At 33.3% G+C, this 20,146-nt stretch carries 18 protein-coding genes; 13 read left to right on the forward strand and 5 right to left on the reverse strand.

What is annotated here, in order from left to right; translation table 11 throughout:
- Window positions 1-8: 8 nt before the first annotated feature.
- Complete coding sequence (gene nadC / locus FYC62_RS02040; protein WP_149073731.1) at window positions 9-863, reverse strand: carboxylating nicotinate-nucleotide diphosphorylase; 855 nt, start codon at window positions 861-863, stop codon at window positions 9-11.
- Between the two features lie 41 nt (window positions 864-904).
- Window positions 905-1,291, reverse strand: coding sequence for a DUF4783 domain-containing protein (locus FYC62_RS02045; RefSeq protein WP_149073732.1), 387 nt, complete (start codon window positions 1,289-1,291; stop codon window positions 905-907).
- A gap of 106 nt (window positions 1,292-1,397) precedes the next feature.
- On the opposite strand from FYC62_RS02045, the gene gpmI reads away from it, so the two are divergent.
- Entirely contained in the window at window positions 1,398-2,918 is a 1,521-nt protein-coding gene (gene gpmI / locus FYC62_RS02050; RefSeq protein WP_149073733.1) for a 2,3-bisphosphoglycerate-independent phosphoglycerate mutase, read from the forward strand.
- Complete coding sequence (locus FYC62_RS02055) at window positions 2,919-3,443, forward strand: hypothetical protein (protein WP_149073734.1); 525 nt, start codon at window positions 2,919-2,921, stop codon at window positions 3,441-3,443.
- Here FYC62_RS02055 and FYC62_RS02060 read toward each other — a convergent pair.
- Window positions 3,440-4,057, reverse strand: a complete 618-nt coding sequence (locus FYC62_RS02060) for a tetratricopeptide repeat protein (protein WP_149073735.1) — start codon at window positions 4,055-4,057, stop codon at window positions 3,440-3,442. The two genes, FYC62_RS02055 and FYC62_RS02060, sit on opposite strands and share 4 nt — an antisense overlap.
- 261 nt (window positions 4,058-4,318) lie before the next feature.
- Here FYC62_RS02060 and lon point away from each other — a divergent pair, with 261 nt between their 5' ends.
- From lon to FYC62_RS02075, 3 genes are all read left to right on the forward strand, one after another.
- Entirely contained in the window at window positions 4,319-6,796 is a 2,478-nt protein-coding gene (gene lon / locus FYC62_RS02065) for an endopeptidase La (RefSeq protein ID WP_149073736.1), read from the forward strand.
- A 119-nt stretch (window positions 6,797-6,915) separates the two neighbouring features.
- A complete protein-coding gene (locus FYC62_RS02070; protein ID WP_149073737.1) occupies window positions 6,916-7,749 on the forward strand; it encodes a universal stress protein in 834 nt (277 codons plus the stop codon).
- A 1-nt stretch (window position 7,750) separates the two neighbouring features.
- Window positions 7,751-8,716, forward strand: coding sequence for a lipid A deacylase LpxR family protein (locus FYC62_RS02075; protein ID WP_168199350.1), 966 nt, complete (start codon window positions 7,751-7,753; stop codon window positions 8,714-8,716).
- On the opposite strand, the gene arfB is transcribed toward FYC62_RS02075, so the two are convergent.
- Entirely contained in the window at window positions 8,713-9,126 is a 414-nt protein-coding gene (gene arfB, locus FYC62_RS02080) for an alternative ribosome rescue aminoacyl-tRNA hydrolase ArfB (RefSeq protein ID WP_149073739.1), read from the reverse strand. The genes FYC62_RS02075 and arfB overlap by 4 nt on opposite strands.
- A gap of 59 nt (window positions 9,127-9,185) precedes the next feature.
- Here arfB and porQ point away from each other — a divergent pair, with 59 nt between their 5' ends.
- Together porQ and cmk are read left to right on the forward strand one after the other, a co-directional pair.
- Window positions 9,186-10,226: a type IX secretion system protein PorQ gene (gene porQ / locus FYC62_RS02085; protein WP_149073740.1), complete on the forward strand. Its 1,041-nt coding sequence runs from the start codon at window positions 9,186-9,188 to the stop codon at window positions 10,224-10,226.
- A 39-nt stretch (window positions 10,227-10,265) separates the two neighbouring features.
- Window positions 10,266-10,940, forward strand: a complete 675-nt coding sequence (gene cmk, locus FYC62_RS02090) for a (d)CMP kinase (protein WP_039449535.1) — start codon at window positions 10,266-10,268, stop codon at window positions 10,938-10,940.
- Window positions 10,941-10,946: 6 nt separating this feature from the next.
- On the opposite strand, the gene FYC62_RS02095 is transcribed toward cmk, so the two are convergent.
- Window positions 10,947-11,141 carry a hypothetical protein gene (locus tag FYC62_RS02095; RefSeq protein ID WP_149073741.1) on the reverse strand — a complete coding sequence of 65 codons (195 nt, stop codon included), beginning with the start codon at window positions 11,139-11,141 and terminating at the stop codon, window positions 10,947-10,949.
- A gap of 155 nt (window positions 11,142-11,296) precedes the next feature.
- Here FYC62_RS02095 and rpsA point away from each other — a divergent pair, with 155 nt between their 5' ends.
- From rpsA to FYC62_RS02125, 6 genes are all read left to right on the forward strand, one after another.
- Window positions 11,297-13,243, forward strand: a complete 1,947-nt coding sequence (rpsA, locus tag FYC62_RS02100; RefSeq protein WP_039449529.1) for a 30S ribosomal protein S1 — start codon at window positions 11,297-11,299, stop codon at window positions 13,241-13,243.
- A gap of 144 nt (window positions 13,244-13,387) precedes the next feature.
- Entirely contained in the window at window positions 13,388-13,936 is a 549-nt protein-coding gene (gene pyrR / locus FYC62_RS02105; protein WP_039449526.1) for a bifunctional pyr operon transcriptional regulator/uracil phosphoribosyltransferase PyrR, read from the forward strand.
- A gap of 1 nt (window position 13,937) precedes the next feature.
- Window positions 13,938-14,876: an aspartate carbamoyltransferase catalytic subunit gene (locus FYC62_RS02110; RefSeq protein WP_039449522.1), complete on the forward strand. Its 939-nt coding sequence runs from the start codon at window positions 13,938-13,940 to the stop codon at window positions 14,874-14,876.
- A gap of 4 nt (window positions 14,877-14,880) precedes the next feature.
- Window positions 14,881-15,201 (forward strand): hypothetical protein, encoded by a 321-nt coding sequence (locus FYC62_RS02115; protein ID WP_149073742.1) that lies wholly within the window; start codon window positions 14,881-14,883, stop codon window positions 15,199-15,201.
- Window positions 15,202-15,316: 115 nt separating this feature from the next.
- On the forward strand, window positions 15,317-18,340 hold the full coding sequence (locus tag FYC62_RS02120) for a tetratricopeptide repeat protein (RefSeq protein WP_149073743.1): 3,024 nt from the start codon (window positions 15,317-15,319) through the stop codon (window positions 18,338-18,340).
- A 53-nt stretch (window positions 18,341-18,393) separates the two neighbouring features.
- Window positions 18,394-20,121 (forward strand): TonB-dependent receptor, encoded by a 1,728-nt coding sequence (locus tag FYC62_RS02125; protein WP_149073744.1) that lies wholly within the window; start codon window positions 18,394-18,396, stop codon window positions 20,119-20,121.
- Window positions 20,122-20,146: the final 25 nt, after the last annotated feature.

The raw sequence follows: 20,146 nt of genomic DNA on the forward strand, positions 1-20,146 counted from the left end.
AAATCATTTTATGAAATTAAAGCTTTAAGACTCATATCCAAGCTTTTAACAGAATGTGTTAATGCTCCCATAGAGATGTAATCTACACCACATTTTGCATAATCTATGGCATTTTCTGGTGTAATACCTCCAGAGGCTTCTGTTAAAACACTTTTATTCACCAGCTTAACAGCAGCTTTTAAATCATCAAAGCCAAAATTATCTAATAAAATTCTGTCTATGCCGCCGCAAGCCAAAACTTCTTCTAGTTCTTTGATATTTCTTACCTCAACTTCAATTTGTAATTTTTTTTGATGTTGTTTGATATAAGATTGCGCTGCTTGTATAGCATTTTTAATTCCACCGGCATAATCCACATGATTATCTTTAATTAAAATCATATCGTAAAGACCAAAACGGTGGTTAACGCCTCCCCCAATTTTAACAGCAAGTTTTTCTAGGTAACGTAAATTAGGTGTAGTTTTTCTGGTATCTAAAACTTTGGTTAAGCTACCTTTTAATTTTTCTACAATTTGGTTTGTGGTGGTAGCTATACCGCTCATTCTTTGCATGGTGTTTAAAACCAATCTTTCGGCCACCAAAATAGAGCGTACATTTCCGCTTACAACTAAAACAATATCTCCATGTTTAACCTTTTCGCCATCTTTTATGAAAACTTCTACGGTTAAATCTGCATCAACTTCTTTAAAAATTTCTAAGGCAACTTCAACACCAGCTACAACTCCTTCATCTTTAATTAAAAGCTTAGCTTTCCCTTGTGCATCTACCGGGATAGTTGATAAAGAAGTATGGTCTCCGTCTCCAATATCCTCAAGTAAAGCTGCTTTTATAAATGTTCCGATAATTTCTTTATCCAATTCCATAAATTTTGAAAGCGCAAAAGTATAAAAATTTAAAACTGTTGCTAAGCTTTATTTTCTTCTATCCTTATTTGGTTAATTAAGAATTTACCACCCATATTTTTAAGTTCATAACTTACCCTAAAATTACCTTTAGAAGTTGTTAATACCAAGACCCCGAACTTATAATTTGCATTAGAAATTACTTTATGGATAATTTTGGTAGCAATAGGAGGGTGTTTTAAAAAGAAATCTTTTAAAATAATTTCAGCTTGTGAGCCAGAGTAAATTTCTTCTTCATTTAAAATACTTAATTCAATAGTAGAAGAGAAATATTTCGATAATTCTTTGCTATTGCCGGTTTTAAAAGCATTAGAAACTTCATCGATAACATCAAAAGAGAGCGCAGTTTTAAATAAAAAGAGGAATAAAATAGTGAATGCTGGTTTCATAAATGTTTGATTAATGAGCTAAAACTACATAAAAGATGCCATAAAATATTCTTGAATATAGCAATTTAAGGCTTAACCACTTCCCTTAAAATTATATATTTGTACTGTGAAAAATAAAAAAGTTGCACTTATTATTCTTGACGGCTGGGGATACGGTCGTAAAGATACCTCAAATGCCATTAATGTGGCTAACACTCCTTTTTTCGATTCTTGTCTTCAAAAATATCCAAACAGTACGTTAGAAGCTTCTGGTTTAGCCGTTGGTTTGCCAGAAGGCCAAATGGGTAACTCAGAAGTTGGCCACATGAATCTTGGTGCTGGGCGTGTAGTTTATCAGGAATTAGGGCGTATTAATAAAGCAGTAACCGATAAAGAATTTACTTCTAACCAGGCTATCAAAAATGCTTTTGAGTATGCTAAAAAAGAAAATAAGGATGTTCATTTTATTGGATTAGTTTCTGATGGAGGCGTACATTCACACATTAACCACCTTAAAGGTTTATGTGATACAGCACAAGATTTTGGTTTAGAAAATGTGTTTATTCATGCCTTTTTAGATGGTAGAGATACAGACCCAAATTCTGGATTAGGTTTTATAACCGAGCTGAATGATCATTTACAACATACATCAGCAAAATTAGCCTCTGCCATTGGTAGGTATTACGCCATGGATAGGGATAACCGTTGGGAGCGTGTGAAATTAGCTTATGATTTATTGGTTAAAGCAGAAGGTAAGAAAGTAGACGCCATTACTAATGGTATACAAGAATCTTACGAAGAAGGTGTAACCGATGAATTTATAAAACCTTTGGTAGTTTGCAATCAAGATGGTAATCCTACAGCAACTATTAAAGACGGCGATGTGGTCATCTGTTTCAACTTTAGAACAGACCGCGGACGGGAGATAACTTTAGCCTTATCGCAAAAAGCATTTCCAGAGTATGATATGAAGCCTTTGGATTTGTATTATGTTACCATGACTAGTTATGATGAAACTTTTCAAAAAGTTAATGTAGCTTTTGGTAAGGATGATTTAGTGATGACCTTAGGCGAGGTTATAGAGCAAGCAGGTAAAAATCAAATCAGAATTGCTGAAACAGAGAAATATCCGCATGTTACTTTCTTCTTCTCTGGCGGTAGAGAGAAAGAGTTTAAAAACGAAAAAAGGTTGTTAATTCCTTCTCCTAAAGTAGCTACTTATGATTTGCAACCGGAAATGAGCGCTCATGGAATTACCGAAGCTATTATTCCTGAATTGCTTGCAGAATGGCCAGATTTTATTTGCCTAAATTTTGCTAACCCAGATATGGTTGGGCATACAGGCGTATTTGATGCTGTTGTTAAGGCTGTAGAAACGGTAGACCATTGTGCAGAGCAAGTTGTTAAAGCTGGTTTAGAACACGGTTATTCTTTCATCATCATCGCAGACCACGGTAATGCAGATTTTATGGTGAATGAAGATGGTTCTGCCAATACTGCCCATAGCACAAATTTGGTTCCTTGTATCTTAATTGATGAAGACTATAAACAAGTTAAAAATGGTAAACTTGGAGATATAGCACCAACCATACTTAAAATAATGAATATTAGTATCCCAGCAGAAATGACTGGTGATATATTGGTATAAATGATTAGGATAATCTTTATCATATCCGCACTATGCTTAACAGCCTGTTCTTTCTCTAGCGAAAAAAAGGAACAGGCTGTTAATTATTACAATCTTCAAAAATACTTTTCTGAAGAAGCTGCAAGGTTAAATAAAATTAAACCAGGCATCAATAAAACAGTAAAGCATAATCATGATTCTGAAACGCAAAACATAAAAGTTGAAGATTGGATAAAAGAACTTGCTCTTTTTGTAGAATCAGATATTAATAAAGTTGCTTGGAAAAACAGCTATCAAAAAGATAGTACCAGCACCAGCATTACCTATACGGCTAAAGAAGAAAACCTAAGAACAAGAAAAATTATTATCCTACTTAAAGGAAATAAGCCATCAAAAATTAGCATCACTAACCAAACAAAAAACAACCTATATTATACCAAAGAAGAGCTTATTTATATTCCAGATTCTCTGTATCAGATAGAGAAATTTCAGGATGTAAAAGTTCTAGGTATTAATAATTATCAGGTAAAAGGTGTTTTTAATTAATTTTTGATGTTGATAAGTAGTTGTTTCGATTTTTCTATCTGAGATACAATGTCTTTTCTAGCAGCATTTTCGGCTAACACTTTCTTTAAATCGGTTATAGATGAGTTAGCGGCAGAAATAGCAGCGTTTTTGTTATAAATTTCATTCACTTTCTGACTTTTAAAAACGCTATACTCTTGATAAGCTAAACCTCTGTTCTGATAAAATTTCATATCGCTAGGCGTAAGCTCAATCCCACTAGAGAAATCTTTAATCGCACCAAGTAAAAGTTCTTCTTTCTCAGGATTTTTATAATCTTTTATTTGCCCGCTTAAAAGCATTTTGGCTTTGCCTCTGTAGTAATAAGCAATAGCTTCTGAGGGTTTATAAGCAACTAATTTATCAAAAGACTCTATAGATTTTTTATAATTTGAAGAATGATAATAAGCATAACCTAAAAGATAAAGTGCATTCATATTGCCATGATCTTGTTTAACGGCTTGTTCAAAAAAAGTGGCAGCAGAATTAAAATCGCCATTCATCATGGCTTTTTGTCCAAGGCGCTCAAACGGAGTTTGTGCAACTAGGGTAATGGGTAAAATAAGGGCTAAAACTGTTAAAATTTTAAATTTCATGGATATAACTATTACCTTTAAAGATTGTAATTTGTGAAAATATAAACGATTTTAAAACTAAAATATTTCTTTTTCTGAACTTTAATTACCTGACTATTTTTCAGTTTATAAAAATGAGGATATAAGGAAATAGCCATATAAAGTAATTATTAACTTAAAATTACCATTGGCATAACTGTTGAACTTCTATGTAATTCAAAAATAAGAGGCAAATAGGTGATTTTAATCTGCCAATTTGGCTTTATTCAAAAATAAGATGATATGAGCAAATTCGATCCGTTCGATTTTAACCAAGCAATGCCACTAATAAATGAAGATACCGAGTTTTTTCCTCTCATGTCTCAAGAAGACGAGGAAGAAATGAATAATGAACAAACACCAGAAATTCTTGCTGTTTTGCCTTTAAGAAACACAGTTTTATTTCCCGGAGTTGTTATTCCTATTACTGTTGGTAGAGATAAATCTATCAAACTGATAAAAGACGCTTATAAAGGCGATAGGGTTATTGGTGTAGTAGCGCAGCTAGATGTGAGTGTAGAAGACCCAAAATTTGACGAGCTTAATAAAGTAGGTACAGTAGCTGTTATTGTTAAAATGCTACAAATGCCAGATGGCAACACAACCGTAATTATACAAGGTAAAAACCGTTTCGAGCTGGTAGAGCAAGTACAATCAGAACCTTATATAAAAGCTACAGTAAAGAAATTTGAAGAGGTAAGACCTAAGGTTGATAAAGAATTTAAAGCAATGGTTTCATCTGTTAAAGAGATGGCTATGCAAATTATTCAGTTTTCGCCTAATATACCTTCTGAAGCTGCTATAGCCATTAAAAATATAGAAAGCGTACCTTTTTTAATCAACTTTATTTCTTCTAATATGAATGCTTCTGTTGCAGACAAACAGGGCATGTTAGAAGTTGCAAATTTGAGAGACAGGGCTCAAATGGTTTTAAGCCATTTAAGTACCGAGCTGCAATTATTAGAACTTAAAAATCAAATCCAAAACAAAGTAAAGGTTGATTTAGACAAGCAACAAAGAGATTACTTCTTAAATCAGCAACTTAAAACTATTCAGGAAGAATTAGGTGGTAATTCTCCAGACATGGAAATTGAAGATTTAAGAAAAAAAGGCAGTAAGAAGCAATGGTCTAAAGAAACAGCTAATCATTTCCACAAAGAGCTGGATAAATTAGCCAGAATGAATCCGGCTGCAGCCGATTACTCTGTGCAAATTAACTATTTAGAAGTGTTGTTAGATTTGCCTTGGCAACAATTTACCAAAGATAATTTCGATTTAAAAAGAGCTCAAAAAATATTAGATAAAGACCATTACGGTTTAGATAAGGTTAAAAAGCGTATTGTAGAATATTTAGCTGTTTTAAAGCTAAAACATAATATGAAAGCACCTATTTTATGCTTGGTCGGCCCTCCGGGAGTTGGTAAAACTTCATTAGGGAAATCTGTAGCTAAGGCTTTAGGTAGAAAATATGTAAGAATGGCTTTAGGTGGTGTAAGAGATGAAGCCGAGATAAGAGGACATCGTAAAACTTACATCGGCGCTATGCCTGGGCGTATTATCCAATCTATTAAAAAGGCAGGAAGTTCAAATCCGGTTTTTGTTTTAGATGAGATTGATAAAGTAGGAAATGATTTTAGAGGCGACCCTTCATCGGCTTTATTAGAGGTTTTAGATCCAGAACAAAATAACGCTTTTAATGATCATTTTGTAGAGTTAGATTATGATTTATCTAACGTGATGTTTATTGCAACAGCCAATTCTTTAAGTAGCATACAACCTGCTTTGTTAGACAGGATGGAAATTATCGAAGTAAATGGCTATACGATTGAGGAAAAAATAGAAATCGCTAAAAAGCATCTTTTACCAAAACAGAAAGAGCAACACGGTTTAAAAACTAAAGATGTGAATTTAAAATCATCAGTAATAGAGAAAATTATTGAGGATTATACACGCGAATCTGGTGTTAGAGGTTTAGAGAAAAAAATAGGTTCTGTAGTACGTGGTGCCGCTACCAAGTTAGCCATGGAAGAAGCCTATAATGTTAATTTTACGGCTCATGATATAGAAGAAATTTTAGGAGCACCTATTTTTGATAAAGACTTTTATGAAGGTAATGAAGTTGCTGGCGTGGTAACAGGCTTAGCCTGGACACAAGTTGGCGGCGATATTTTGTTTATAGAAGCCAGTTTAAGCCCTGGGAAAGGCAGAATGACCTTAACCGGAAATTTAGGAGATGTAATGAAAGAATCTGCTACCATTGCCATGGCTTATATGAGAGCACATGCTGCAAGTTTTGGTATAGAATATCGGGTTTTTGACCAATGGGATATTCATATTCACGTACCAGCCGGTGCAACACCAAAAGATGGCCCTTCTGCTGGTATAACCATGTTAACAGCTTTAACATCTGCATTTACACAAAGAAAAGTTAAAGAACATTTAGCCATGACGGGCGAGATTACCCTACGTGGGAAAGTTTTGCCAGTAGGTGGTATTAAAGAAAAGATTTTAGCAGCTAAAAGAGCAAATATTAAGGATATCATTTTATCTAAAGCAAACAGAAAAGATATTTTGGAGATTAAAGAGTCTTACATTAAAGATTTGAGCTTCCATTACGTAACCGATATGACAGAAGTTATAAAACTAGCTTTGTTAGATAAGAAGGTGAAAAATGCCTTAGATATTGTTTATAAAGAGCCTATTAAGCAAAAACAAGACTAATTTCAAAACCCGGTTTAAGCCGGGTTTTTTGTTTTAGGTAAAATAAATGACTTCACTCATATTTTATTATATAATTAAAAGCTATTTTTACCTTATATAAGCCATTTATCAATTACACCATGATTAAGATTCTTGTTACTACCGATTTTTCTGCCAATTCTAAAGCAGCTATAAGATTTGCAATTAAATTTGCTACCCAATATCCAGAGGTTTCTTTAACATTTTTTCATTCTTACCATATTTTAAAACCTACTTCATACAGTGATGCTAAATTTGAAGCTTATGAAAAAGCACAGAAAGAAAACATCAGTAAGAGGTTAGAAAAGTTTGTTAAAGATGTTTACCATGCAGCAGGTATAAAGCCATCGGAAATAAATTGTGTTTGTAGAGAATCTGTAGTGGCGCATAGTAATATCATGAATTATGCTGAACATGAAGGTTTTAATTTTATTGCCATAGGAACCAGAGGAGCAGGGAAAATAGAAAAGTTATTTGGTACACATACCTCTTATGTCATTAGCCAATCGTCTATTCCGGTAATTGCTGTGCCTAAAACCTATCGTTCAAGAGATATAGAAAGTGTTTTATATGCTTCAGATTTAATTAATTTAGATAAGGAGTTAGATCAGGTGATTGATTTTGCTAAGCCTATTGATGCTAAAATAGAGGTTGTACATTTTGGTTTTCCTTCTGATATAGCCAAGAAAGTAAAATTAGCAGAAGAAAAAGTTAAAAATCATTCTGATTATCCGGTAGAATTTCATGTTCAGCCAAGCGATTTTATAAAATCTTTAGTTGATAATATAGAAACAGCAGTTAAAAGAAGTAAACCTTCTATGTTGGTAATGTTTACAGATCAAAAAGTTTCTTTTTTCAAAAAGATGTTATTCTCTGGTAATACAGAAGAATTTGCTTTAAATACAAGAGTTCCTTTATTAGTTTATCCAAAATAAATTGAAGAGAATTTTTGTTTGTTTATTGTGTTTGATAGGTGTCAAAGCATCAATAGCTCAATCTCAAAAGTCTAATTATAAACATGAATTTGGTTTTAGAAGTGAAAATGATGCTTATTTAGCTACAGACCAGGATAAGTATTATACCAATGGATTGTTTTTAACTTTTAGGTCGGCTGTAAATCCTTCACAAAAACAAGATACCAGTAAGCTAGTAAAGAAAATATGGGCTTTAAGTATAGCTCATAAAATGTATAATGCAAGTTCTGGAAGTGTTGTAAATATATCTAGAGTTGATAGACCGTTTGCAGCTTATGCTTATGCCTCAACTTCTTTAAATTATTACTTTAAGAAGGAAACTGTTTTAGGTGCAGAACTACAAGGCGGTATTCTTGGCCCTTCAGCTAAGGGAGAGGAAGGACAGAAATTTTATCATGAGGTTTTTGGTTTTTATGATATTAATGGCTGGCAATTTCAGGTTAAAGATGAAATAGGGGTAAACCTTCTCCTCAATTACCAAAGTCTTTTATATCGTAACCAAAAACGTACTTTAGATTTTAGTTTGCCCGTAGAAGCTAAAATTGGCAATACCTTTACAGGTTTAAAAGCCGGCTTGTTGTTTAGAACTGGAGCATTAAATCCGCTGTACCATAGCGTGGCAACAAATAGTTTTGTGTCTACTTATAAAGAAGCTCATGCTAAAGAAAAAGAGCTTTACTTTTTTTTAAAGCCATCTTTAGATGTTGTTATTTATGATGCTACCATTTCTGGAGGTTTATTTAGGGATGATAAAGGACTGGTAGTTTATGATACTAAGCCTTTAGTTTTTTCGCAAGAAATGGGTGTGGCTTTTGCGCAAAAAAGGTGGACTTTCAATTTCTCTTTAATCTTTAAATCAAAGGAATTAAAAAGTGTGGCAAATGCACATCAATATGGGATCATAGATTTGTATTACAGGTTTAACTAATCCCAATTCGTATTCCTATTGATTTTTTTAAGTGCCTGCTTCTTTTTACTTTCTAATCTTTTATGAATGGCTGCTTTACTAGGTTTAGTAGGCTTCCTTGGTTTTTCTTCTATTAAACTTTCTTTAATCAACTTTAAAAGTCTTTTAATAGAAAGCTCTTTATTTTTGTACTGGCTACGGTCGTCATCTGCAACCAAATGTAATAAGCCTTCTTTATCAATTCTGTTCCCCAGCTTTTTTATGATGCGTTGTTTTTGATCTTCATCGCATGCAGCTGTTTGGTTAATATCCCAAATCAATTCAACTTTAGAAGAAACTTTATTTACATGCTGCCCGCCTTTGCCACCGCTTCTAGAAGTCTTAAAGGCAAGTTCTTGAATAAGAATCTGAAAATCTGGTTTCTTTAGCATAACTAAATGTTTAAATCTCTTTCAAAGGTTTCGCAATTAATTTAATTTAGCAATTATAAATGCAGAATTTTAAAATATTACTGTTCTTTCTTTTTACCAGCGTACAGCTTTTTGCTCAAAACGGGGGTAATGGTGTGTTTCAGTTTCTTAATTTACCAAACTCTTCAAGAACAGCAGCTTTGGGTATGGGCTATCAGGTTGCGCCTGTGCAAGACATCAGCGTAAGCTTTGTAAACCCTTCTTTATTATCAACCAAACAAAAAAATACAGCTTTACTAAATTACAGCAATTATGTTTCTGATATTAATTTAGGCGCCTTGCAATATAATTTTGCAGTTCAAGATCTTCCTTTAGCGGCTACGCTTTTGTATGTTAACTACGGTAGTTTTAATGAAACTACTATTGCTGGCGAGCAAACAGGTAATACTTTTTCGGGTGGAGACTACCTTTTTAATATAGGAATTGGGCATAATTGGAATAAGCAAATTTACTATGGCTTAAACTTTAAGACTATTTACGGTGCCTATGATATCTACAGATCTTTGGCCTTAGCGGCTGATGCTTCTATAACGTATCAGGATACTTTAAATAATTTTTCGGGAGGTATTATTCTGAAAAATATGGGCTATCAGCTGAAGCCTTTCAATAACCAAAGAGAAAATTTACCTTTTGAGATAGCTTTAGCCATATCGCAAAAGCTAAAATATGCACCTATCAGGTATCATATCACATACAATAATCTACAACAATTTGACTTAACTTATCAGGATTTAGAAAATCCTGATAACCCAGCCGATTTAGTAACCGGAGAACCTCTGCCTATCCAATATTCTAAAACACAAATGTTAATGAGACATTTTGTTTTTGGCTTAGAATTCATGCTTTCAGACGCTTTTCAGATACAATCATCCTATAATGTGCGAAGAAATAAAGAATTAAGCATCATTAATACTGGTGGAGCACCTGGGCTATCTTTCGGTTTCGCTTTGCAACTGAAAAAGTTAAGTTTCTCTTATGCACACTCCAGATTAAACGTTGCTGGTGGAAATAATTTCTTTACCCTTCAACTAAAACCTTCAATTTTTAACGCTAAAAAATAATGCTAATTCAAGGGCAATTATATAGCTTTGCCCTTCGGGATGAATAAGAATATAATTGTAGCTATAGATGGCTATTCTTCTTGCGGAAAAAGTACTTTAGCTAAAGCTTTAGCAAAAAAACTCCATTTTATATATGTAGATAGCGGCGCTATGTATAGGGCAGTTACTTTATATTTTCTACGTAACCAGACCGATTTAAGCAATCACGATTTAATTATTGATGCCTTAGAGCATATAGATTTAAATTTTCATTCCAGAGATTATCAATCTCATATTCTTTTAAATGGTGAGGAGGTATCTGAAGAAATCAGACAGATGCCTGTTTCTGAAAATGTAAGTAAAATAGCAGCCATAAAAGAGGTAAGGCAAGCTATGGTAAAGCAACAACAGAAAATGGCTAAATCAAAAAATATGGTGATGGACGGACGCGATATTGGTACCACTGTATTTCCTGACGCTCAGGTTAAACTATTTATGACAGCCGATCCAAAAATAAGAGCCGAACGTAGATATAAAGAGTTGCTCTCAAAAGGTGAAAAAGTAGCGCTAGAAGAAATATTCGAAAATCTTGCACATAGAGATTATCTAGACACCACACGTGAAGAGAGCCCACTAGTAAGAGCCGATGACGCTATTATCTTAGACAATACAGATTTATCAGAAGAAGAACAATTAAACTTTGCTTTAGATAAAATTAAGCCTTTTCTTAATTGATACTGCTTATTTAGCAGACTTCTTTTCATATTGTTGCTCGTCAGAAGGTATATCTTGTATAGATTTAACGCCTTCACTATCTGAAGTGAAATCTTTCATAGAAGCCACTTTTTTAGAAGGCTGTTTTTCTTTTAAATCAATCTCTGCGGTGATTTCATCCTGATTCTCTTGTTTAATTTGAGTTTCTTTTTTGTTTTTCATAACCTCATATTTAGATGTATGAGACTAAGCAAGTACTATACCCAAAATGCAAATGCTTAAAAATCAATAAAAAAAGCTTTTTATTTCTTTTTCTGTAAGAATATATTCCTACCTTTGCAGTCCCCAAAGCGGGAAAAAAGGAGATAAATTATTTAATGGCAAAAAAACAAGTAGCAGAAAAGGAGTTAAAAGCAAAAGAAGCAGAACTTCAAGACACTGTAAAAAGAGAAAAAGAGGTATTTGAATCAGAAGCTGATTCATTATCTATTGAAGACATTAAATCTTCATCACTCGTAGCAGACCCTAACGATTTTGATTGGGATGCGGACGATAAAGTGTTTGGTAACTACAACCAAGCAGACAGAGAAAAAATGGAACAGATGTATGCTGGTACCTTCAACTCTGTAGAAAAAGGAGAAATTATTTCTGGTACTGTTGTAACTATCAACAGCAAAGATGTAGTTTTAAACATCGGTTTCAAATCTGATGGTTTAGTTCCTGTAAACGAATTCCGTGATACACCAGACCTTAAAGTTGGTGATTCTGTTGACGTATTTGTTGAACAAAGAGAAGATGCTAACGGACAGTTAGTTTTATCTCGTAAAAGAGCAAAAACTCAACGTTCATGGGAAATGATTAATGAAGCGTTGGAAAACGATACTATCATCAATGGTTATGTGAAGAGCAGAACTAAAGGTGGTTTAATCGTAGATATAATGGGCGTAGAAGCCTTCTTACCAGGTTCACAAATTGATATTAAACCAATTCGTGATTACGACATTTATGTTGGTAAGACCATGGAATTCAAAGTTGTTAAAATCAACCACGAATTCAAAAACGTTGTTGTTTCTCACAAAGTTCTTATCGAAGACGATTTGGAAAGCCAAAAAGTTGAGATTGTTTCTAAATTGGAGAAAGGACAAGTTCTTGAAGGAACTGTTAAAAACATTACAGATTTCGGTGTATTCATTGATTTGGGTGGTGTTGACGGTTTACTACACATTACTGATATCTCTTGGGGCCGTATCGAGCATCCAAAAGAGGTATTATCTTTAGATGAAAAAGTTAACGTTGTTGTTCTTGACTTTGATGACGAGAAAAAACGTATCGCTTTAGGTTTAAAACAATTAACTTCTCACCCTTGGGAGTCTTTAAATACTGATTTAGCTATCGGTTCTAAAGTAAAAGGAAAAATCGTAACTGTTGCAGATTACGGTGCATTCTTAGAAATCATCCCTGGAGTAGAAGGTTTAATTCACGTTTCAGAAATGTCTTGGTCTCAAAACTTACGTAACCCACAAGAGTTTATGAAAGTAGGAGATGAGATTGAAGCAGTAGTTTTAACCTTAGATAGAGATGAGCGTAAAATGTCTTTAGGCATTAAACAATTAACTCCAGATCCTTGGGAAAAAGCGGCAGAAAGATATCCAATTGGAAGCAAGCACAAAGCAGCTGTTAAAAACATGACTAACTTTGGTGTGTTTGTTGAAATCGAAGAAGGTATCGATGGTTTAATCCATATTTCTGACTTATCATGGTCTAAAAAAGTTAATCACCCTAACGAATTCACTAAAACTGGTGAAGAATTAGATGTGGTAGTTTTAGAGCTTGATGTAGATAACCGTAAATTAAGCTTAGGACACAAACAATTAGAAGAAAACCCTTGGGATACTTTTGAAACTATCTTCACTTTAGATTCAATCCACGAAGGAACTGTAACTAAAGTAACTGATAAAGGCGCTTTAGTAGCATTACCTTACGGTGTTGAAGGTTTTGTACCAACAAAACACTTAAATAAAGAAGACGGTACAGTATTGAAAAATGATGAGACTTCAGAGTTCAAAATCATTGAGTTCAATAAAGATTCTAAGAGAATTGTTGTATCTCACGCCCGTATTTGGGAAGAGGTAAAAGCTGAAGCTGTTGCAGAAGAAAGAGCTAGCAAGAAAAAAGAAGCAAGCGCAGCAAGCAATGCAGTTAAAAAAGTTAAAGAATCTGTAGAGAAATCTACTTTAGGAGACCTTGACGTATTGGCACAATTGAAAGATAAGATGGAAGGCGATGCCAAAAAAGCTGCTAAAAAGAAAGAAGAAGCTAAGTAATTAGCAATTCTATCATAAACGAAGCCCCTTTGTGAAAACAGAGGGGCTTTTTTGTTGCGAATATGCATCGGTATAGAAAACGAAATTTAAAATTTTCATCTCTTTTATCTTATTTTTTCTATTTTTGACCAAACCAAAAGACTGATGCAAAATTTAACCCTTCTTGACGGTCAAAAATTTCAAATTACTTTAAAACGCCTTTGTCATCAGTTAATAGAAAATCATAATGATTTTTCTGATTCTGTTATCATTGGTATACAACCACGTGGTCCTTTCTTATCTAGTAGAATAGCTAGCGAGTTAAAGCAAATCATTCCTGATGCAACCATAAATCATGGTAATTTGGATATTACATTTTATAGGGATGATTTTAGGAGAGGAGATTCGCCTTTACTACCCAATAGCACACACATAGATTTTATTATTGAAGGAAAGAAAGTGATTTTGGTAGATGATGTTTTATGGACAGGTAGAACCATAAGAGCTGCCATGGATGCGATGCTAGCTTTTGGCAGACCAGCAAAGGTAGAACTACTGGTTTTAGTTGATAGAAGATATTCAAGACAATTACCCGTTGAGCCAGATTATATCGGTATACAAGTAGATTCCATATCATCACAAAAGGTGGTTGTAAGTTGGAAAGAAGCAGACGCAGAAGATAAAGTTATTTTGATTTCAGACAATAAAAAGTAAAATGCCAGAACAAGCACATAGATTAAGCAGTAAGCATCTTTTAGGAATTAAAGACCTTAATACAAAAGATATCGAACTGATTCTTGAAACTGCTGATACTTTTAAAGATGTCATTAACAGACCCATAAAAAAAGTACCATCTTTAAGAGATATCACCATAGCAAATATCTTCTTCGAAAACTCTACCAGAACAAAGCTTTCTTTTGAGCTGGCGCAAAAAAGGCTATCGGCAGATGTTATTAATTTTGCAGCTTCAAGCTCGTCTGTTAGTAAAGGAGAAACTTTAATAGATACGGTGAACAATATCCTTTCCATGAAAGTGGATATGGTTGTGATGAGACATCCTTACGCTGGTGCCGGTGTTTTTTTAAGTAAACATATCAATGCTCAAATTGTGAATGCCGGAGACGGGGCGCATGAACATCCCACTCAAGCTTTATTAGATGCCTTTTCTATCAGAGAAAAATATGGAGATGTAGCTGGCAAGAAAGTGGTTATTGTGGGTGATATTTTACACTCAAGAGTAGCTTTATCTAACATATTGTGTCTACAAAAATTAGGAGCAGAGGTTAAGGTTTGCGGGCCAACAACTTTAATCCCTAAATACATCCATACACTAGGTGTAAAAGTAGAACACAATTTAAGAAAAGCCTTAAACTGGTGCGATGTTGCCAATATGTTGAGAATACAATTAGAAAGGCAAGACATTAAGTATTTTCCATCTTTAAGAGAATATTCCATGATGTATGGCTTAAACAAGCAAATTTTGGATTCTTTAGATAAAGAAATCACCATTATGCACCCCGGGCCTATCAACAGAGGGGTAGAGATTACCAGCGATGTTGCAGATAGTAAGCAATCTATCATCTTAGACCAAGTAGAAAACGGAGTTGCGGTAAGAATGGCTGTTTTATATTTGTTAGCTAGTCAAAAGCAATAAAATTATGGATGCAGAAGAATTAGCTTTTTTACAAAATTGGGAAGTAAAAAGAAAGAAGTGGAGTTGGGGTAAAGTTTTCTTTAATACTGTTATTTATGTTGTTCTTCCGATAGTTATTACGGTAGATTTTATAAACTTTTTCATCATAGCTGATACTAATTTTGGTTTTTTCAGTTGGGAACACTTATGGGAGTTTATGAAGACATTTTTTGTTTTTTCTTTAATCATTGGCTCGTCTTTTGGAGTGTTCTATTGGTATTCTAACGAGCTTAAATTCCAAAGACTTACCCAAAAGCAAGAAAAAGAGAAGAAAAACACACATTAAAAATTAATGTTATTTTTTTATATTAAATGTCTGTTAAATTCGTTCAAACATTTAATAATTATTTTCTGGTGCGTTTGCTTTTATAGACAAATAACCTTTAGAATGTTAAATTACTATGCTAAAAAAAATTACTGTATTAACATCATTCATATTTTTTGGTTTACAAACACAGGCACAAATTCCACTTCAATATGATTTAAATAATAAGTATAAAAAAGGTTTAGAGCTGTTAGAGCAGAAGAAGTATGTAGCCGCTTCCTCTATTTTTCAAGAAGTAGAAAAATTAAGACACACTACATCAACACAAGTTGATGCCAGATTAAATATCTCAGAAATAAAAATAAATGCGCAGTACTATAGGGCTTTGTGTGCATTAGAACTTAAAAACGAAGATGCCGAGGAACTATTTCTAAAATTTATCAGGCAACATCCAGAAAATGCTAAAACAAAACAGGCATATTTTCAAGTTGGTAAATCATACTTTCAACAAGGTAAATATCAAGATGCTTTAAATTGGTTTACAAAAGTAAGCTCTATAGATTTGGTTGGTGAAGATGAAACCGAATATAAATTTAAAACTGCATATGCATATTTTGAGACCAAAGATTACGCAAATGCCAAACCTTTATTTGGTTTAGTTAAAGATCGTCCGTCTGTTTATCAAGAGCAAGCCATTTATTATTACGCTTACATTTCTTATCTAGATAAAGACTATAAAGTTGCTTTAACTCATTTTGAGAAGCTTAAAAATTCTAAAAATTACGAGTCTAGCTATCCTTATTATATCTCTGCTATTTATTTCTTAGACAAGCGTTATGATGATGTATTAGCCTATACCATCCCTATTTTAAATACAACAAAGCAACAATATGAAACAGAAATGTTCAGAATTGTAGCTGCTTCTTATTTTGCTAAAGAAAATTATAACGAAGCGCTTAAATATTATGAGCGTTTTATAGCTAATGATAAAGGTAAGACACAAAATAACCAAGATTCTTACCAAATAGGTTATACCTATTACAAGCTTAAAAACTACAATAAATCTATAAATCAATTAATTAGGCTTAACAAAGACTTAAATAATTACAGTCAGTTTGGTTTATATACTTTAGGAGATTCTTACCTCAAAACAGAGAATAAACAAGGTGCAAGAAATGCTTTTTTAGAGAGCTCTAAACTTAATTTCGACAAACAACTTAAGGAAGATGCGCTGCTGAATTTTTCTAAGCTTTCTTACGAACTTCAGTTTCACAACATCGCACTAGATGCTACTCAAGAGTATATTAAAACGTACCCACGTTCTGCTAAAATTAACGAGGCTAAAACGCTATTGGCAAATGTATTATTGAGTACCAAAAACTACCGTGATGCTATTGATATTTTAGAAACCATCAACAACAAAAATGAAGATGCGCAAGAAGCTTATCAAAAGGTAACTTATTATAGAGGTTTAGAGCAGTATAATGAAAGAGCTTTTGAGAATGCCATTGGGATGTTTTTAAGGTCTAATAATTTTCCGTTAGATAAAGATATACATGCTTTGGCTACTTATTGGTGTGCAGAAGCGATGTATGAAGTGCGCAAATTTGGAGAATCTGTAGAGTATTTTGAGAACTTCTTGAAAATGCCAGCAGCAAGAAAAACAGATTTATTTAACTACGCAAATTACGCTTTAGGTTATGCTGCTTTAGAAGGTGAGAATTATCCTAAAGCAGTAACGCACTATAATAGATTTTTAAATGGAAGTGAGAAGGATAGTAAAACTATTAATGATGCTACATTAAGATTAGCTGATGCTTATTTTGGAGCTAAAAATTACGGCAGTGCATTAAATTATTACAACAGAATTATAGCGCTTAATACCAGCAGTAAAGATTATGCTTTATTTCAAAAAGGGATTATTGAAGGCTTACAAAATCAGCCTCAAGCAAAAATTGCAACTTTACAATCTCTGTTAAGTCAGTTTCCAAATTCTAACTATGCTGATGATGCAGGTTTTGAAATTCCTTATACCTACTTTTTAATAGGTGAGGGAGAAAAAGCTAAAGCAGATTTAACCGTCTTTATAGCTAAATATCCTAGAAGCGCTTATGTTTCTAGAGCGCTTATTACCATTGGTTTGGTGCAATATGACCAGAAGAATGATAATGAAGCTTTAGCGACTTTCAAAAAGGTAGTGAGCGATTATAAATCAACCGACGAAGCTCAGCAAGCTATCAAATTAATAGAGAGAATTTATGTTGATATGGGTAATGCATCAGCATTTATAGATTATGCCAATTCAACTTCTATAGGAAATTATACCTTAGCAGAACAAGATAATATCATGTTTCAGGCTGCTAATAATATGTATTTAAGAGGAGATTGGGCAGGCGCTGTAGAATCTGTAAATGCTTATTTTGATAAATTTCCTAAAGCCATCAAAGATAAACATGCAAAATTTATTAGGGCAGAGAGCTATAAAAACTTAGGTAAATTTGCTCCAGCTATTATTGATTATGAATACATCCTTAACGATTGGACAAGCGAGTTTACAGAAAAAGCCTTAATCAGTATCTCAAATATCTATCTAAAAAATAAGCAGTATAACGAGGCTATTGTACACCTTAAAAAGTTAGAAATTGCTTCTGAATACAAATCAACCTACCAATTTGCTATCAATAATTTAATGGTAGCTTATGAAGGCTTGGCCGTTCCAGATCAAACTTTAAAGTATGCTCAGATTATAAAAGAGTATGAAAAATCATCAGAACAAGATAAAAACCTAGCTACTTTATATGCTGGTAAAGCTTATTTGCTTACCGCTGATACCACAACGGCTGTGAAAGAGCTTACCTTCTTGTCTAAAAATGCCAAAACTATTCAAGCAGCAGAAGCAAAATATCTTTTAGGAAATATTCAATATCTTAAAAAGGATTATAAAGAATCTCAAAAAACATTATTTGATTTAATTAATAACCTGCCAAATTATGATTATTGGGTAGCTAAAAGCTTTATTCTTTTAGCAGACAATTATCTTGCTTTAAAAGATGTTTTTCAAGCGAAAAGCACTTTACAGAGTATCATAGAGAATTATGAGGGAGATGACGATATCCTGCCAATAGCTAAAGAAAAACTTCAAGCCATTACCAGTAAATAAAGAATTTATTTTATCAGCATTTCTATAATAAGAAGTACAATTAGATGATAAACATGATATTAAAATATAAGATAAAAGCATTTTTAAGTTTAGGATTGATAGTTTCTTTGCCTGTTTTTTTACAAGCACAGGTTAAACCAGAAGAGCAGAAACCTAAAGCCACTCAGCAACCTACAGAGGAAGAAAGCAAAACATCTGTAACAGAGGAAATAGAGGTTGTTAGAGAATATAAGCCTATATTGGCCGATGCTGTTAAAATAAGACGTAACCCGGATTTAAACAGTAATAAAGCTTTTAACCCCAGAGTGCGTTATAATTTATTAGATAAAAGATTAGAACTCAACTCAGAAATCAGGACTTTAGAGGCACAGCAATTAAAGCCCCTTAAAGACGAAGATTTAAAAAATAACTACGCAAAAGCAGGTTTAGGTAATTTGGGAACTACTTTGGGTAGTTTACATTTAGGCACTGGCAGAGACCAAGCGCTACAAGCTGGCTTTAACTTTGACCATTGGAGTATGAGTGGGAAGTTAAATCAGCAAAAAATGTCTGAACAAGATTTAGGTGTTTACGGCAGAAGTATAGGCGAGCAAATTGTATTAGATGGAAAGATTAATTACAACCGTAGAACCAATTATTTTTATGGTTTAGACCCAGCTGCTTCTTTTACCAACCCCGATCCGGTTAAGCAAAGATTTAATTTTATTGAAGGTAAAGGCGAACTTTATAATCGTGTTGATGCTTATGACGAAAATAAATTGGCTTATGCTGCTCAGTTATACGGTTATTTATTTAATAATATTTTTGAAGGGAAAGAAAATACCATTATTGTTTCTGGTGGTTTAAGTAAAAACATTAGTAAGTTTCAAATTGGTGCAAATGCCAATTTAGATTTTACCACAACTAGAGACAGAGCTTATGGTTCCTTAAATAATCATATTTTAAAATTAAATCCTTTTGTAAAGATAGATGGTGAGCAATTTGAAGTTGTTGCGGGTATCAATTACGTGAATGAATTTGGTGGTGATAACCAACGTATGAACTTATTTCCTGCTGCCAGTATAGATTTTACACTTATTAAAAATTACCTGTCTGTATTTGGTGTTTTAGGTGGCGATGTTCATAAAACCCGTTTAAAAGATTTAAGCTATACCAATCCGTTTTTAAACGAGAATATCAACATCAGAAACCAAATAGAAAAATTTAGTATTGAGGGTGGTGTAAAAGGTACTTTATCTGCTAATATTGGTTATAAAGCATCTGTACATTATAAAACCATCGGAGATTTTAGTTACTTCGTAAACGATTCTACCAGATTACAAGCTTTCCAAGTTGAATATATCACAGAAAACAGCAATATTTTGGGTTTAACTGGCGAACTTAACGTTCAATTTTCTAAAGCCTTTAGGTTAGATGGTAAACTAGAGTTAAATCAATACAACTTAAAGAACGAATTAAATGCATGGTATTATCCTGGTATTAGATTAAGTTCTACAGCATCATTCAACATCACAGAGAAGCTTAAAATAGATGCTGATGTTTATTTACAAGGAGAAACTAAAGCGAAGTTATATACCACATCATCTGTAGATCCTAATGATTTCCAGGTAAGAACCATTAAAGCTTTCGCTGATTTAGGTGCTGGTGCGTCTTATCAAATAAATAAGAAGTTTGGTGCATTTTTAAGAGTTAATAACTTATTAGGTACTGCTTATGAGCGCTATTTGTTTTATCCAAACTATGGATTTAACATACTTGGCGGTGTAAGCTATGGTTTTTAAGGGCAATATTTTTTGATAGGATAAA

Origin of the sequence: Pedobacter aquae, assembly GCF_008195825.1 — a bacterium.
GTDB classification, from domain to species: domain Bacteria; phylum Bacteroidota; class Bacteroidia; order Sphingobacteriales; family Sphingobacteriaceae; genus Pseudopedobacter; species Pseudopedobacter aquae.